Raw genomic sequence first — 16671 nt, forward strand, 5'->3', positions numbered from 1 at the left:
CATGGCTCCGGGCAAACTATCTATAATAGTTTGACAAGCCCCGCCTCTCCCCTTTATTTAATCTATAAAATGGCGGGCTGTCACTGGCCCGTTTCTTGCTGCCGCCCAGACAGAAGGACGCCACCGATGGAAAACGGTCAGACCATACGCACCGACTGGACCCGCGAAGAGGCCGATGCGCTCTACCGCCAGCCTCTGAACGATCTGCTGTTCCAGGCCCATACGGTGCACCGCCAGTATTTTGACCCCAATCAGGTGCAGCGCAGCAAATTGCTCAGCATCAAAACCGGCGGCTGTGCCGAGGATTGCGCCTATTGCAGCCAGTCCGCCCGCAACGGCGCCAAACTTTCGGCCAGCAAACTGATCGAAGTGGAACGGGTGCTCGCAGAGGCTCGCAAAGCCAAAGAGGCCGGTGCCACCCGTTATTGCATGGGCGCGGCCTGGCGCTCGCCCAAAGACCGCGACATGGTTGCGCTGGAAGCCATGGTCGAGGGCGTCAAAGAGCTCGGCATGGAAACCTGCATGACACTCGGCATGCTGGAAGACGACCAGGTGCTGCGGCTCAAAACCGCCGGGCTCGACTATTACAACCACAATATCGACACCTCCGAGCGCTATTATTCCGAGATCATCACCACCCGTACATTTGCCGACCGGATCGACACGCTGGAGCGGGTGCGCAATGCCGGCATCAAAGTCTGCGCCGGTGGCATTGTTGGCATGGGCGAGCAACAGATGGACCGGGTCGATATGCTGCTGACGCTCGCCACACTGTCCAGCCATCCTGAAAGCGTGCCGGTGAATATGCTGATCCCGATGGCCGATACCCCGCTGGCCAAAGTTGAACCGCTGGATCCGATCGAATTTGTCCGCACCATCGCTCTGGCGCGCATCCTGATGCCCAAGACCCATGTCCGCCTGTCGGCCGGCCGCACCGGGATGAGCGATGAAATGCAGGCGATGTGTTTCTTTGCCGGTGCCAATTCGATTTTTGTCGGCGACACGCTTCTGACCGCAGACAACCCCGAAGAGGACCAGGACGCCGCCCTGTTTAAACGCCTCGGCATCACCGCTATGGCTGTGGGATGTGACGGCAGCAGATGAGCGGTTTTGCGGCGCATAATGCAGCGCTGAACGCGTTGCAGGCCCGCGGCCGTTACCGCAGCCTGGCGCCACGCGCCGGGCTCGATTTTGCTTCCAACGATTACCTTGGCCTCGCCGGGTCTGATCTGCTGCGCCAGGCCGCCCACGCCGCACTGGAACGTGGCGTGGCGCCCGGGGCAGGGGCCTCGCGGCTGCTGCGCGGCAATGATCCGGAGCATGAAGCGCTGGAGCTTGAGGCCGCCGCCTTTTTTAGCACCGAAAAAGCGCTGTTCTTTGGCGGCGGTTTTGTCGCCAATACCGCGATTTTCGCCAGCCTGCCGCGACACGGCGACCTGGTGCTGCATGATGCGCTTATTCACGCCAGCGCCCATGACGGCATGCGGCTGGGGCGCGCCGAGATCGCCGCTTTCGCCCATAATGATGTCACCCACGCCGAAAAGCTGGTCCGCGACTGGCGCGCGCAGGGCGGCACTGGCCGGATCTGGCTGGCGTTTGAAACGGTCTACAGCATGGACGGCGACCTGGCGCCCGTTGCCGATCTGGTGGCGCTGGCACAACGCCATGACGCTATCCTGGTCGGCGATGAAGCCCATGCCACCGGCGTCTTTGGCACCCACGGGCGCGGACTATTGCACGCGTATGAAGACCAGGCCGATATCCTGACTCTGCACACTTGCGGCAAGGCGCTTGGTGTTTCCGGCGCGCTGGTCTGTGGTGCCGCCCCGCTGATTGAGACGCTGATCAACCGGGCGCGCGGCTTTATTTTTGCCACCGCGCCGTCACCACTGAACGCCGCCCTGGTGCGCACCGCGCTCAACACGCTGCAACAGGCTCCGTCGCCGAGCGCCGCGCTCGCACAACATCTGGCCCATGCCGCCCGTGAAGCGGTGGAAACCTGTGGCCTGCCCAGGCCACAGTCCCAGATCATCCCGATGATCATCGGCGCGGACAAACTCACCATGGCGATTGCCACGCGCCTGCAACAGCGCGGCTTTGACATTCGCGGCATCCGCCCGCCCACCGTGCCACGCAAAACCGCCCGGCTGCGCATTTCAATCACCCTGAACACCTCGCCTGAGCAGGTCAGCCAGATGTTCGCTGCCCTGTCTGAGGAACTGGAAAATCACCAAAATGGCTGATGCATTCATCGTCACCGGCACCGACACCGGCATTGGAAAAACCATTTTTGCCGCCGGGTTGACCCAGGCGCTGGGTGCCCATTATTGGAAACCGGTCCAGGCCGGGCTTGCCGAGGAAACCGACAGCGAGGTGGTGGCGCGTCTCTCGGGCCAGCCGGTGCTGCCTGAGACTTACAGGCTGCACATGCCGGCCTCGCCGCACATATCCGCCGCAGCTGAGGGGCGCGAAATCGACGCCGCGACTATGGATATTCCGCCGCATGACGGCCCGCTGGTGGTTGAAGGTGCAGGCGGCGTGATGGTGCCGCTCAGCGATAACAGCCTGTTCCTGGACGTTTTCGCCCGCTGGCAGGTGCCGGTCATCCTCTGCGCCCGCACCCAGCTGGGCACCATCAATCACACGCTTCTCTCGCTGCAGGCTTTGCGCCATGCCGGCTGCCCGGTGCTGGGCGTAGCCTTCATTGGCGATGCGGAACCCGAGGTCGAACGCAGCATCTGCCACATGGGTCAGACCCGTCACCTCGGGCGGTTGCCGCTCATCAACACCCTGACCCCCGAAACACTGCGCCGCGCATTTGCCGCCGGTTTTGACCTGGAGGCGCTGCAATGACCCCCGAAGAGTTTGACGCCAATCACCTGTGGCACCCCTATACCAGCGTCACCAAACCGGGCCCCACCTACCGGGTGGCCTCTGCTGACGGCATCACCCTGACGCTGGAGGACGGCAGCCAGATGATTGACGCGATGTCGTCCTGGTGGAGCACCATCCACGGCTACGGCCAGCCCAAAATCATCCAGGCGATCAAAGATCAGGCCGACCGCATGTCACATGTGATGTTTGGCGGGCTGACCCATGACCCGGCCATTGCGCTGGGGCAAAAGCTGCTGGCGATCACACCACCCTCAATGCAACGCATTTTTTACTGCGATTCCGGCTCGGTTGCGGTGGAAGTGGCGATGAAAATGGCGGTGCAATATCAACACTCTGTGGGCCGCCCTGACAAAACCCAGTTTGTCACCGTGCGCTCCGGCTATCACGGCGACACCTGGAAAGCGATGAGCGTCTGTGACCCGGTCACCGGCATGCACCACCTGTTCCAGAACGCGCTCAGCATCCAGCATTTTGCCCCAAAACCACCGCTGCGCCTCAGCGATACCTGGTCTGATGATGCCGACGAAAACGGCCTCGGTGATCTGCAACAGATCCTTGAGAAACACCATAAAACCATCGCCGCCTTTATTCTGGAACCGTTGGTGCAGGGCGCCGGTGGTATGTATTTTTACCACCCGGAATACCTGAACCAGGCGCGCGAAATGTGCGACGCGTATGGCGTGCTGCTGATCTTTGATGAGATCGCCACCGGTCTGGGCCGCACCGGCAAGATGTTTGCCACCGACCACTGCCGGATTGAGCCTGACATCATGTGCCTCGGCAAAGCCATCACTGGCGGCACCATGTCTTTTGCCGCCACCCTGACCTCAGACAAGGTCGCCCGTGCCATTGGGGACGGTAGTCCGGGCGTGTTCATGCACGGCCCGACGTTTATGGGCAACCCGCTGGCCTGCGCCGCCGCCTGCGCCAGTCTTGACCTGCTGGCCACCACCCCATGGCAGCAAAATGTGCAGGCGATCGAGACACAACTGAGTGCAGAACTCGCCCCGTTGCGCGACCTGCCGCAGGTGCATGACGTGCGGGTGCTGGGCGCCATCGGCGTTATTGAGATGAATCACCAGGTCAGCGCCGATCAGGCCCACCCCCTGTGCAAAGAGCTCGGCGTTTGGCTGCGCCCCTTTGGCCGCCATATCTATTGCATGCCGCCCTTCGTCACCACGCCGGAACAGCTCACAAAAATCACCGGTGCCATGCGCCACCTCGCCGGGGAGCTTTGAGGTGCAACAGCGCTGGTTAAAGCGCCAGAGCGGCGCGACGGAACTGATTGTGGTTTTTGGCGGCTGGGCCATCGGCCCCGAAGTGTTTTCGCATCTCACTACCAGCGCCGACCTGCTGTATCTGAGCGATTACAGCACCCTTGAGTATGATCTGCCCGACATCAGCGCCTATGACAGTCGCAGCCTTGTGGCCTGGTCCTTTGGCGTCGCCGCTTATGGCCACTGGCAGCAGGATCACCACGACCCGTTTACCCGCAAGGTCGCGCTTAACGGCAGCATGACACCCGTCGACCGCCTGACCGGCATCGCCCCCAAAATCCTGCAAAAAACCATCGACACCCTGTCGCAGGACAGTTTTCAGACCTTCCTGGCGCGCTGCTTTAACGCGCCACAGTCGCCGCACCCTATCGACTTGCCCGCCCGTCGCGCCGAACTGATTGCGATCCAGGCGCGCGGCAGCGCCAATAGCAATATAAGCTGGGACAGGGTCTGGATCAGCGGTCAGGACCGCATTTTTTCCGCCGCCAATATGCACCGCGCCTGGCCCAATGCAACCCTGCTGCCAGACGCCGCACATGTTCCGTTTTCAACCTGGTCCGGCTGGCACGAGGTGCTGGCATGAGCGCGGCGCAACAGACCCATCCCGACACCCAAAGCCGCATTCAGCAAAGCTTTTGCCGCGGTTTTCAAAGTTACAATGACAACGCCCATGTCCAGGCCCGGATCGCCACGGATCTTGCTGCAAAGTTCAAGTCACTTGTGGGCGAGACCCGTTTCCGGCGTGCCTTTGAATTCGGCTGCGGCACCGGCTTTCTGACCCGTGAGCTGACCCGGCAGTTTTCTGTGGAGCACTGGACGCTGAATGATCTGGTGGCGGAATGCGAACCCCATGTGGCGCCGTATTTTAATACCAGCAACGGCGCCTGGACCTTTTTGCCCGGCGCCGTAGAAACCGTGGATCTGCCCCAAAACTGCGACCTGATCGCTTCGGCCTCTGCCATTCAATGGGTCAGTGACACACCCGCCCTGCTCAATCGCCTCAGCGAACATCTGGCGCCCGGCGGCTGGCTGGTGCTCAGCAGTTTTGGACCCGGTCAGTTTTACGAGTTGCAAGATTTTGGCTCTGATCCCGCCCAAATGAGCTATTTTAACGCCGACACCTGGCGCGACATGCTGCCAGAGGGTCTGGAGCCCCGCCATATCGCCCTGACCCGGCAGAGCGCCCGCTTTGCCACTGTGCGCGACATGCTGGTGCATCTGCGCAATACCGGCGTCAACGGCAACAGCCAGCAAAACTGGACCCGCAGCACACTGACCGCTTTTGAAGCTGAATACGCCCGCCGCTTCACCGGTCCGGATCAGAAAATTCACCTGACTTACGCGCCGGTATACATCATCGCCCAGAAAACGACGTCATAACGCGCTTAATGCAGACGCTGTAAATGCCGCTTTAACACCGCCACCGCAGTGTCGCTGTCTTTGCGCGCAATCGCATTCACAATGGCGCTGTGGTCCCGGTCGGTGCGCCCTTCCCAGTCAGAGCGCCAGGTCGCCAGCAAATGGCGCGCACCCAGGTTCTGCAGGTTTTCAATCGACGCCAGCAAATGTCCCATGCCACAGGGCGCCACAATCGCAGTATGAAACCGGCGGTTGGCCCGTTCCCATGCATGCAGATCGCCGGCCTGGTCACAGGCCGCCTGCGCCTCGCGGGCCCGTTGCAGATCGCCGGCACTGGTCAGCGGGATGGCATGCAGCAGCGCCACCGGCTCCAGTGCCAGCCGCATGGTTTTGATCTCAAAAATGTCACCCGGATCAAACGGCGCCACCCGCACGCCCCGGCGCGGCAGGCTGATCGCAAGGCCGCGGGCCTCCAGCCGCAGCAAAGCCTCCCGCACCGGCACATGGCTGGTGTGAAACGCGCGCGCGATATGGTCCTGGCGCAGCTTTTCCTCCGGCGGCAACTGACCACTGATGATCTGGTCGGTCAGGCTCTGCAGGATCTGGTCCGAGATGGTGCTGGTTGCTTTTGCGGTCATAATTATAGATAATTTTTCAGCCCCCCGGGCGCAACTGGTAATATGCGTCCCGGGCGCTAAAAACCTGCCGGACCAGGCGCCTGGCCACTGCCACCTTCATTCAACTGGCGCCGTAGCACCCAATACATCGGTTGCGGGCGACAAGGCGCGATCATGCCGGACCATTTGGAGCCGAAACTCGTACAAATCGGCCACTTGCCTGGTTGCTTAGCCGGAGATCCAGCCACAACAGTATTCAGAGGTGGACAGGTGGACAGGTGGAAATCATTACATAACTATCATTATAAGCCCAAACGCAGCCCTCTTCAGGACCATTCAATTTTGACAACCAAACGGGCCCCGCCACACGACAGAAGCCAAACTATTGCACCTGGTCTTTCTGAAAAACCATGTCCAGTACTTGCCTGGGCTCTGACTGATCCTCAGCGCTCACGGTCTCGCTCAGTGCAAACATCGCCAGCCCCTCAAACCGGATATCCAACTGAGATTTCAACGAAATCCCATTTTCCACCCGATCCGCGTCCGAATTCAGCTGCAGGCCCTGTGGCACCAGCCGGCCGCTGTAGTTGCGATAAAGCCCCTGTTTGGGCAGCGCCACCTGCGCTGCCAGGCTGCCGTCTTTCCTGCGGCCAATACGGATCAACAGCCGGGTGCCGCCCCGCGCCGAGGCACAGCGCCCCTCGAGCTGGATATCCTCTCCCGCCACCAGCGTGCGCACTTTGAGGCGGCAACTGCCGCGCTCTTTCGCACTGTCATACGAGCGCGCAATCCAGCCACGCCCCTTCCAGGTGCCGTCAATATCAAAAAAGGAAATCTGTTGCGCCCGGGCCTGCGGCGCTACCAGCATCAACGCACTCAGCAACACCACGGTCCGTAAAAATACCCCTCTCATCGCGGGCCCCCTTCCCTGCCCCGGGCGTGCCGCGCCTGCTGCCACGAGGCCAGCACCGACAGGCAGGCCGGCAGAACCAGCATATCCGCCACCAGCGCCAGCACAAAAACTGCGATGCTCAGCATGCCAAAATAGGCCACCGAGGGCAGCACCGCGAACAATGTGCCACTCATGCCCAGCGTCATCACTGCCGAACTGATGGTCAGCGCCGGCGCCACCTCCCGCATCGAGCGGTCGATCAGGGCGGCGCGCAGCCGGATGCGCACGCCATTGTTCAGCCGGATCCGGTTCAGCACATGCACCGTGTCATCAATCGCCAGGCCAAAGGCCACCGTCATCGCGATGCCACTGGAAAATTCAAGCCCGCGCCCCGACAGCGCCAGCCAGGCCCCGACCAGCGCCACTGGCAACACATTGGGGATCAATGCCACCACGCCGATCAGCGGTGAGCGTAGCCAGAGCGCGATCAGAATGCCCGAGGCGCCCAGAGCCATCAAAAAACTGCGGTTGAGGCTTAACAGCATCTCTTTACTGATGAATGCCGACACGGTTTCGATGCCGGTGAGCGGCCCGACCCCGGCCGCAACTAACATCGGATCAGCGGCAATGCGCTGCTCCAGCCGGCTCACAAACGCTCGCGTCAGCACTGCATTCTGATAGTTATACGGGATGGTCAGGATCGCATGCTTCGCATCCTCTGATATCAGTTTCGCCCGCAGCGCCTCCGGCATCTGACTAAGGCTCTGTTCCAGCCCAACTTGCGCCCCCTGCCCCGCCGCCGCCTCCGCCGCCAGCCGGTCCGAAAGGGTGGCCAGCGAAAACACCTGCCGCTCTGCCAACTGGCCGATACGTTCGTGCAGCTTTTTCAGCTCCGCCACGCTCTCTGCCCCCAGTCCCGACAGCGGCAGCGCCATTTTTAGGGATCCGAACGGGCCCAGCTTGTCTTCAATCTGCGCGATCGCAACCATCACCGAATCGTCTTCGGACATATTGTCATAGATCGAATGGCGCGGCGTTATCGTGCTGTAGCCCGCCACCGCCAGCAGCAGTACCAGTACACCCGCAGAAGCCACCGCGCGGGGCGCAAAACGTGCCAGATCCGGCAGCACAGCCAGGCGGGTAAACCGCCCGGGCTTGCCGCGATTGTCGCCAAAAATACGCTCCAGCCCGAACAGGTGGTCCAAGGTCACAAAAAACAGCGGATGCACCAGAAGCACCACCACCACCGCCACCAGCACCGACAGCGTCCCCGCCATCCCCATACCGGTGATCAGTTCCGAGGGCGACAGCATCAGGCTGGCAAAAGCAATCATCGTGGTGACTGACGCCAGAAGACAGGCCGGCCCCACCCGCCGCACCGCCGTGAGACCCGGATTGGGCACGCCGTCTTTGTGCAGCCGCCGCACCTCCAGTGTCAGATGCAGGGAATCGGCAAAAGACAGCACCAGGATCAGCACCGGCAGCGCCACGGTGATCAGGTTGATGGTCAGCCCGGCCGCGCCCAGCAGCCCCAGCACCCAGAGCAGCGCCGTGGCCGACACCAGCGAAGTGGTCAGGGCGAGCCGCAGGCTGCGCAGTGTCAGCGCCGCCACCAGAAAGCCGACCACAGCGCCGACAACATTCAGCAGGGTGAAATCGCTGAACAGTTTGGCCACCACCCGTTCGCGCAGCACCGGATATCCGGTCAGATTGACAGCAATGCCCTGCCCCGCTGTCAGCTCGCGGGCCAGCGCCTCAATCTCCCTGGTTTGGGCGCCGCGCACTTCAGCGCTCAGATGGCCGCCCGACAATGCCACGATCACCAGCATCAACTGGCGGTCCGGTGACACCAGCCGGCGCAGTTCCGGAGAATCGCGGCGCGCGTCCTGCAGTGTTTTGGCAATATCCGGCTGAGTCAGAGACTTAATGTCCTGCGCGAACGGCGGCAGCAGCGAAAACGGCGACACGATATTGTCGATGTTGTCCAGAAACTGCGCCTCGATCAGAAACGACTCGATACTGGCCAGCGCCGCCGGTTCCGCCAGATCCTGCCCTTCAAAGGTCAGGAAAATTTCGCCGTCACCGCTGGCAAACAGAGTGCGGAAATCCACCAGGTCCAGGTAGCGTCGGGTGCTGCTGGCAAAAACGCGGTCCACCCCGTCATCAAAATTCAGCCGCAACGCCGCAAACCCCGCCAGAATATCGAGACCGATCAACAAGACCCACAGCAGGATCAGCCTTGCACGCAGCGGGCTTTGCGTCTTGCCGGTGGCAAGGGGGGACCCGGCTCTCTCAACCATAGAAGCGTGCCCCTCTGCCCTGCCAGACCGAAGGCCGGAACGGCGGTGCGGAACACTCACATGATATAGGCCGGGTCAAAAGCAATCTCTTTCCTGAATCAACACCGAAACCCTATCAGCAGAGACACCTGACCGCCAAGGGCCCTGCTGCCGCAGCGCCGGTCAACACGCTGATCGGGAACCGGCGGTCAATTCTGGCCGCGTCGCCCCCTGCCCTTCAGGTACCCGTCTGCAGGACGCAGGTTGACGCCATCCCGCAAGCAACCGCCGCCAGCGCCATCCCGTAAACAGGTGCCTTTGAGGCCCGTTCGCAGGATTGTCTCCAGAGTCAGCTGTCCCGCAACATATTTTGGACCGTATCCATCACCTGGTGCATGACGTCGCGGTCCACTGCATTGCCCCGGAACTGCAGGGCGAAGCCGCGTGCATCCGAAGTCAGCTGCATGGTCGCCCCTTTGGGCAGGTTTACAATGTCGCCAGCAGTCGCCGCCACGGTGTTGCCTGGCCGCCCGCCCCGGCTGCCTTGTCGTGGTTGTGCTTCAAACTGGCGCAGCACCGGATCCAGCACCGCCCATTCGGCCGGGGCACTGATGGCATGCGCCTGCGCCAGCGCGTCGCGGAATTTCGTCCCTAACCCGGCCCGCAGAGCCGCAGACAGGCGCAACCCAGCTTTTTCCGACAGGCTGGTCGGGTAACTCAGCAGATCGCCCAGTTCTTCATGCACCAGCGCAAAAGACCGGATCTTGGAGCGTTTGGCTTTTGACGCGGTGGCAAAAATATCCGCTACGGCCGCTTCCACTGTGGCATAAGCCCCCTGCGCTGTGGCGATCACCGCAATGCGGCCGCGCTCATAGGGGGTCAGCTGGCTGCGCACCTCGTTTTCTTCCACCATCGCCACATAAGAGGGCGCCGCCTCCCTGCCCGGCCGCACCATCGCCGGCACCGTCTCCATGCCCGCATGGCCCTCGCCGCGCAACGCCCGCACCGCCGCCAGCCGCCGCCAGCCTGAAATCAGCCCAAAGCCGCTTTCAGTGACCACCACCTCCACCGGCAGCCGCACCCCATGGGCCAGTACCGAGGCTTTCAGCTCGTCCATCTCCTCAGCGGACACACCGATGCGGTCGCGCACCAGGTGTTCAGCGTCAATCTGCTCCAGGGCCAAAAGCTGCACCAGCCGCCCCTCATCGCCGGCGCTGCGCCAGGCCAGCGCATCACTGGCGTCGCGCGCCTGCTGTGCCCGGGTCTCAGCATCGGCCACCGGCGCCGCCTGGGCGATTTCCGCCGCCACCTGGGCGATCGGAGGTGTGGCGCCAAAGCGGTCCAGCGCCGGTTTCGCCGCGAAACCCTCTTCCAGTTTTGCAAGTTCCGCCGCATCGGGCGCGGTCAGCCGTTTCCGTCGTGCCATCAGTTTTGCCCCTCATTCATTTGTGCATCCCGCCACCAGGTGCCCAGCAGCAACTCCTTGAACTCTGCATAGGTGCGGTCGAATGCTTCGCGCCCGCGCAGATAGGTTTCCCGGTTAAACTCGCGGTAATCCGCCTCATAAATCCCGTTCACCTGCTCCCCGGCCTGGCCCACCAGCGCGGTGAATTCCTGGCGATAGGCGTTCATGAAATCGCCAAAATAGGCCTGGATCACATTGGCCAGATCCTGTTGCTGGCCAGCATCAAACCGGGTGATGATGGCACGCACCACGTCCCATTCAAATTTTATCTCCGGCAATCCGGCCCGCCGCAACGCCGCGTTTTCCCCCTCTTCAATGGAAGCGAAGGTGGAATAGAGCATGTCAAAGAAACGACCGGTGGAATCAAACTCCAGAAATGAGGCGCCCAGCGGCACCAGCAGGATATCGGCGGCGGCCAATGAGTTGATCGTCAGATAGCCAAGTGCGGGCGGCGTATCCAGAAAGACAATATCATATTGATCCAGAATGCCCTCGTCTTCGAGAAAATTGCCGAGCGCATCCCACAACGGCCAGGTGCGCAGCCCCATGCGCCAGACCGGGATCTGAAATTCGGCCCAGTACAGGTTCAGCTGCGCACCGATCAGATCAATGTTGGGCCAGTGGGTGGTTTGAATCAGATCGGTGGCACTGACCTTTAATGCCTCACGCATAGTTTCATCCAGTGGCAGCTCCGCCTGCCCCGCCGCGTCACGCACCTGGTTCTCCGCCATCACGGCGCGGGCGTAATCCTTGGCGATCAGCGGAAACACCGTTTTCCATTCATCTTCGACCTTCCCGCCGAGGATCGATGTCATTGAGGCCTGGCTGTCGAGATCAATCACCAGCACTTTATAGCCGTCCAGCGCCGCCGACATCGCCAGATGGGCGCAGGTGGTGGTTTTGCCGGAGCCACCCTTGAAATTGGACAGCGCGACGATCTTGGCTTTGGCGCCCTCAGGCCGCCATGGCCGGTATTCTTTGGCGCTGGACCCCTCTTTGTCGAAATGCTCCCGCAGTTGCAGCACCTCTTCCAGCGTGAACCATTTTGAGCCGCTTTCCCCGTCGCCCTGGGGCAGGTCGGGATTGGCTTTTAACACCCGGCGCAGATGTGCAGCGGCGACCGGGATCATATAACGGGTGATTTCCCAGATCGAAAACTTGCGCAGTCGTTTCTGCCCGTCCGGCGCATAGCCGCGTTTGGCCAGATCATCCCGGCCGCGGGCACAAAACGCCGCCGCCTTGGCGAATCGCGCGGTGTCGACCGGCTCGCCCAAACGGGCTGCGGCTTCTTGCGGATTGATGTTAAAATACGGGGGCAGGGGGGATTCGGGTTTTTTGCTCATTGTGCCTCGTCTCATGCCATATGCGGTATTTTCGCTATTATGCGTATTGTTATCGCACATCCTGCAAAAAATGGAATTCCCTAGATGCGTTTCACCGAAATATCCTCCGGACAGCTGGTTTCGCGGCGAAACCTTGTGAATAATTTGGAAAACAACAACAAATGCGGCTGGGAAAGGTTGTAGATTCTTTCAGATCTATAGAGTCTTTGTGCGGTAGAAACTATGCAACCTCAATATGTTAAGGTGGTTTGGGGACCTGAATACATGATGAAAGGTACCTGTATCCGGGATCAAAGGCACCCGGATACAGGGGCGAAGGGACCCGAGTCCGGGGGCGAGGGGACCTGAGTCCGGGATTGCTGTTTTAGCCGTATCAGAGCCTGTTTGGCACACAAAAACCCGGTTTGGTACCGCGTCGGCGTGCTGTATCTGTTGGTCAGAAGTGGCGCAGCCGCTTCAGGGACCCGGATACAGGACGGCGGAGCCCAGCAATCCGTCCCGTATTCAGGCACCCCGGAGAGGCTTGAAGCCAGGTTCCTTTTCAGCATAATGGACCCAGGGGCCGCAAGTGCCCATCCGAGGCAGATTCGCAGGTTCAGGCAGGAGGGCGGGATGCGCCAGTCGACCATTGCGCAGGATGTTCCGCGCGACAAGCTGACCGGACCGCTGCGGCGGGACACGGTGAAAAAACACGTGGCGGCGATCCATGTCTCCGGCAAGCTGACGCTGCTGCAGCGCAAGCTGTCCAATGTGCTTTTGCTCAATGCTTATGATGCGCTGACCCGGGGCCAGACCCATTCTATTGATGCGCGCACACTCTGCCTGATGATCGGCTATAATTCCAATGATATGGAGACGCTGAAACATTCTCTGCGCGGGCTGGCGGAAACCATCGCCGAATGGGACATGCTCGACGGTTCTGGCCAGCAGGAATGGGGGGTGTCCGCTCTGCTGTCTTTCGCCCGGCTGAAAGGCGGTGTCTGTGAATATGCCTATTCACCGGCGCTGGCAGAAAAACTGCATGACCCTAAAGTTTTTGCCCTGATCAACCTGAACATTCAGCGCCGCTTTACCTCGGGCCACGGGCTGGCGCTTTATGAGAACTGTTACCGGTTTGTGCGCACCGGCTCTACCGGCTGGTGGCCGCTGGAGCTGTTTCGCCGCCTGATGGGGGTGGAGGGCAGCGCCTATTACGAGAGTTTCAAACATCTGAACGCCAAGATCATCAAACCGGCAGTGGCGGAAGTGAACAAGACCTCTAATATTCAGATCAGCCCGGAGTTTGCCAAAAAGGGCCGCTCAGTGACCGAAGTGCGGTTTCTGATCAAAGAGAACCCGCAGTTGGCAATGTTTGAAATTGACGATGGCGAGGCGTTGCGCGCCTCCGGCGTCTATAGCCGGCTGCGTGATCAGGGAGTCAGCGACCGGCTGGCGCGCCAGTGGATCCAGCAGCATGGCGAAGACTATGTCGCAACCAAACTGGATTACGTGGCGGGGCAGGGCGATGTGAAATCGCCGGCGCGCTACCTCTCCGCGGCGATCCGCGGCGATTTTGAAGAGGCCGGCGCCGCCCCCCCCGCGACGCCCGAAGCCAGTGCAGCGGCGCTGGCGGCATTGGACAGCCGCCGGCGTGCAACTGCGGCCGATGAACAGGCCGAAGCGGCCCGGATACAGCAGGGCCAGCAACGGGCGGCAAATTTCCGCGCGGTAGAGGCGGCGGTTTCGCGGCGAAACCCCACACAGCGGGACAGTGACAAACAGTTGTTTGTCTCCCGCCTGGACAGCGACCTGGAACGCGAGGACTTCCGCCGCCACGGCTGGGCCAGCGCCTTAAACGCCCGCGCGATTTTCGAGTTCTGGGACCAGCTGACACCGGGGCTGTTTGACCCGGACTAGTCGGGCGTCACCCGCCCCGGTCGGCTCAGCTCTGGTGGATCACGGTGCCCCAGTCGGTACAACTGGCCGCAAGGGCAGGGGGCAGCGCCATGTCGGTGAACATCGCATCGATATTGCGGATGGAACCGATGCGTGCCGGAGCGCTGCGCTGAAACTTTGAATGATCCGCCACCAGGTAGGACTGGCGCGCTTGTTTCAGGATGGCGCGCGACACCCCCACCTCCTGGATGTCAAAATCAAGCATGTCGCCGTCTTCATCCAGCGCCGAACAGCCAATCACCGCCAGGTCAAATTTGAATAATTCGATCGCGGTGGTGGTCAGGGCGCCAATCAGCCCGCCATCAGTACGCCGCAGCGAGCCGCCGGCCACCACGATATCGCAATCGGGGTTGGCGACCAGGATATTGGCCACATTCATGTTGTTGGTGACCACCATCAGATTGCGGTGATGCAGCAATTCGCGCGCCACCGCCTCCGTCGAGGTGCCGATATTGAGAAACACCGATGCATTGTTTGGAATCGCGGCGGCACAGGCGCGGGCAATGCGGGATTTTGCGGCCTCGTTCAGCCGCCGCCGGTCCTCATAGCCGATGTTGGAGACGCCCGAGGGCAGGATGGCGCCGCCATGCACCCGTTCCAGGCGGCCGGCATCGGCCAGTTCGGTCAGATCGCGGCGGATGGTTTGCACTGTCACATCAAAGCGCCGGGCGAGGTCTTCAACCGTGACCTTGCCCTCGCTGCGGGCGATTTCGAGAATATCGGGCTGGCGGAAAGTCTGGGACATGGGAGGCCTTTGTTCGCTTTTTTCCAACTATGTTCGTTTTTCGCATTGATACAAGCCGCGCGGTCGATTTTTCGAAAAAAGTGAACGGTTCTGAGGCATATATTGCTGAATGTTCGGTTCGGCGGGGCCACGCGGGGAATATTTCGATCCACGATCAGAAGGAATATGAACATAAACGAACAAAAACTATTGACCGTTTGTGTGCGTTTGTGGTTGGTTTGAACTCTAGCAACCTTCAGGCCAATGGAATCATCTGTGTCAGAGCAACCCGAAAACGAAATTGTTGATCTGTTTGTGATCGGCGGCGGTATCAACGGCTGTGGCATTGCCCGCGATGCAGCAGGGCGCGGCCTGAGTGTTGAGCTGGCGGAAATGAACGACCTGGCCTCGGCTACCTCTTCTGCCTCCACCAAACTGTTTCACGGCGGTCTGCGCTATCTGGAGTATTTCGAATTTCGCCTGGTGCGCGAAGCGCTGATCGAACGCGAAACCCTGCTGCGGGCGATGCCCCATATCAGCTGGCCGATGCGCTTTGTGCTGCCTTACCACGAAGACATGCGCTTTGAAGGCGAAACGCCGACCTCCAATATCCTGAAATATGTGATGCCCTGGATGAAGGGCCGCAGGCCGGCCTGGCTGATCCGCCTGGGTTTGTTTCTCTATGATCACCTCGGCGGCCGTAAAATCCTGCCGGCGACCCGCACAGTGGATCTGCAACAGGATCCGGCCGGTCAGCCGCTGCGCGACAAGTTCGCCAAAGCCTATGAATATTCCGATTGTTGGATTGAAGACAGCCGTCTGGTGGTGCTGAATGCACGTGATGCTGAGGCTCGCGGTGCCAGGATTCACACTCAGACCAAGGTGGTGATGGCCGAAAGGGTGGGCCAACTCTGGCATATCACCACCGAAGATCGTGCCACGGGCCAGACCAGCGTGACCCAGGCGCGTATGCTGGTCAACGCCGGTGGCCCCTGGGTCGAAAACGTGATCCGCAACACAGTAAATATCACCCCGCGCGAAAGGGTGCGCCTGGTTCGCGGCTCCCATATCGTCACCCGCAAACTGTTTGACCACGGCAAATGTTACTTTTTCCAGGGCGAAGACGGGCGCATCATTTTCGCTATCCCTTATGAAACCGACTTCACCCTGATTGGCACCACAGACGCGGAACACGCTGATCCGTCAGAAAAACCGGTCTGCACTGACGCCGAGGCCGATTATCTTTGCGCCTTCGCGTCGAAGTATTTAAAAGAACCGGTCACGCGCGAAGATGTGGTCTGGAGCTATTCCGGGGTGCGGCCGCTGTACGATGACGGCGCCAGTTCGGCAACCGCCGCGACGCGGGATTATGTGCTGAAAGTGGACGAAGAGGGCGGCGCGCCGCTGCTCAATGTCTTTGGCGGCAAAATCACCACCTACCGCAAGCTGGCCGAACATGCGCTGGCGAAAATTGCACCCTTCTTCAAAGGTGCGGATCAGGGCTGGACCGCCGGGGTGGCGCTGCCGGGTGGTGACTTTCCGGTCGATGGGGTGCAGGATCTTGTTGAGCAGTTGCATCAAAGCCACCCGTTCCTGAGCGCGCCCTGGGCGCTGCGGCTGGTGCGGGCCTATGGCACTGATGCACTTAAGATACTCGGAGACGCGCAGAGCGCGGCGGATCTTGGCGAGAATTTTGGCGCCACGCTGACCGAATCAGAACTGCGCTGGCTGTTTGAAAAAGAATATGCGCGCTGCGCCGAAGATGTGATCTGGCGGCGCTCAAAACTTGGCCTGCGTCTTGATGCGGACCAGGTGACACGAATCGAAACATGGATGCAGGCGGCACTGGCCGGAAACGGCCGCACAGACCAGACGGTCTGAACGC

Annotated in this window: 14 protein-coding genes; 8 read left to right on the plus strand and 6 right to left on the minus strand. The window is 60.9% G+C overall.

Features of this window, described 5'->3' with window-relative positions; translation table 11 throughout:
• The first annotated feature begins 126 nt into the window (after window positions 1-126).
• Genes bioB through DWA01_RS21090 form a run of 6 tightly spaced genes read left to right on the plus strand, consistent with a single transcriptional unit; the run spans window position 127 to window position 5552 of the window.
• A complete protein-coding gene (gene bioB, locus DWA01_RS21065) occupies window positions 127-1104 on the plus strand; it encodes a biotin synthase BioB (protein WP_114287779.1) in 978 nt (325 codons plus the stop codon).
• On the plus strand, window positions 1101-2243 hold the full coding sequence (locus DWA01_RS21070; protein ID WP_114287780.1) for an 8-amino-7-oxononanoate synthase: 1143 nt from the start codon (window positions 1101-1103) through the stop codon (window positions 2241-2243). Before bioB ends, DWA01_RS21070 begins: the two co-directional genes overlap by 4 nt.
• Entirely contained in the window at window positions 2236-2853 is a 618-nt protein-coding gene (gene bioD / locus DWA01_RS21075) for a dethiobiotin synthase (RefSeq protein WP_114287781.1), read from the plus strand. Before DWA01_RS21070 ends, bioD begins: the two co-directional genes overlap by 8 nt.
• Window positions 2850-4133 carry an adenosylmethionine--8-amino-7-oxononanoate transaminase gene (bioA, locus tag DWA01_RS21080; protein WP_114287782.1) on the plus strand — a complete coding sequence of 428 codons (1284 nt, stop codon included), beginning with the start codon at window positions 2850-2852 and terminating at the stop codon, window positions 4131-4133. Before bioD ends, bioA begins: the two co-directional genes overlap by 4 nt.
• Before the next feature lies 1 nt (window position 4134).
• The gene (locus DWA01_RS21085) at window positions 4135-4755 is read left to right on the plus strand and encodes a pimeloyl-ACP methyl esterase BioG family protein (RefSeq protein ID WP_114287783.1); all 621 of its coding nucleotides are present in this window, start codon (window positions 4135-4137) and stop codon (window positions 4753-4755) included.
• Window positions 4752-5552, plus strand: coding sequence for a methyltransferase domain-containing protein (locus DWA01_RS21090; protein ID WP_114287784.1), 801 nt, complete (start codon window positions 4752-4754; stop codon window positions 5550-5552). The genes DWA01_RS21085 and DWA01_RS21090 overlap by 4 nt, the downstream gene beginning before the upstream one ends.
• 5 nt (window positions 5553-5557) lie before the next feature.
• On the opposite strand, the gene DWA01_RS21095 is transcribed toward DWA01_RS21090, so the two are convergent.
• The 5 genes from DWA01_RS21095 to DWA01_RS21115 form a co-directional block, all read right to left on the minus strand.
• The gene (locus DWA01_RS21095; protein ID WP_114287785.1) at window positions 5558-6169 is read right to left on the minus strand and encodes a GntR family transcriptional regulator; all 612 of its coding nucleotides are present in this window, start codon (window positions 6167-6169) and stop codon (window positions 5558-5560) included.
• A gap of 361 nt (window positions 6170-6530) precedes the next feature.
• Window positions 6531-7061 (minus strand): hypothetical protein, encoded by a 531-nt coding sequence (locus DWA01_RS21100; RefSeq protein ID WP_136057800.1) that lies wholly within the window; start codon window positions 7059-7061, stop codon window positions 6531-6533.
• Complete coding sequence (locus tag DWA01_RS21105; RefSeq protein ID WP_114287787.1) at window positions 7058-9340, minus strand: efflux RND transporter permease subunit; 2283 nt, start codon at window positions 9338-9340, stop codon at window positions 7058-7060. Before DWA01_RS21105 ends, DWA01_RS21100 begins: the two co-directional genes overlap by 4 nt.
• A gap of 328 nt (window positions 9341-9668) precedes the next feature.
• Window positions 9669-10745 (minus strand): ParB/RepB/Spo0J family partition protein, encoded by a 1077-nt coding sequence (locus DWA01_RS21110; protein WP_114287788.1) that lies wholly within the window; start codon window positions 10743-10745, stop codon window positions 9669-9671.
• Window positions 10745-12127 carry an AAA family ATPase gene (locus DWA01_RS21115; protein ID WP_114287789.1) on the minus strand — a complete coding sequence of 461 codons (1383 nt, stop codon included), beginning with the start codon at window positions 12125-12127 and terminating at the stop codon, window positions 10745-10747. Before DWA01_RS21115 ends, DWA01_RS21110 begins: the two co-directional genes overlap by 1 nt.
• A 612-nt stretch (window positions 12128-12739) precedes the next feature.
• Here DWA01_RS21115 and DWA01_RS21120 point away from each other — a divergent pair.
• Window positions 12740-14023 carry a replication initiation protein gene (locus tag DWA01_RS21120; protein ID WP_114287790.1) on the plus strand — a complete coding sequence of 428 codons (1284 nt, stop codon included), beginning with the start codon at window positions 12740-12742 and terminating at the stop codon, window positions 14021-14023.
• Between the two features lie 25 nt (window positions 14024-14048).
• Here DWA01_RS21120 and DWA01_RS21125 read toward each other — a convergent pair whose 3' ends face one another.
• A complete protein-coding gene (locus DWA01_RS21125) occupies window positions 14049-14807 on the minus strand; it encodes a DeoR/GlpR family DNA-binding transcription regulator (RefSeq protein WP_114287791.1) in 759 nt (252 codons plus the stop codon).
• Between the two features lie 243 nt (window positions 14808-15050).
• Between DWA01_RS21125 and glpD the strand changes: the two genes are divergently transcribed.
• Window positions 15051-16667: a glycerol-3-phosphate dehydrogenase gene (gene glpD, locus DWA01_RS21130; protein WP_114287792.1), complete on the plus strand. Its 1617-nt coding sequence runs from the start codon at window positions 15051-15053 to the stop codon at window positions 16665-16667.
• The last annotated feature ends 4 nt before the right edge of the window (window positions 16668-16671 follow it).

Source organism: Candidatus Halocynthiibacter alkanivorans, assembly GCF_003333265.1.
GTDB lineage: Bacteria > Pseudomonadota > Alphaproteobacteria > Rhodobacterales > Rhodobacteraceae > Halocyntiibacter_A > Halocyntiibacter_A alkanivorans.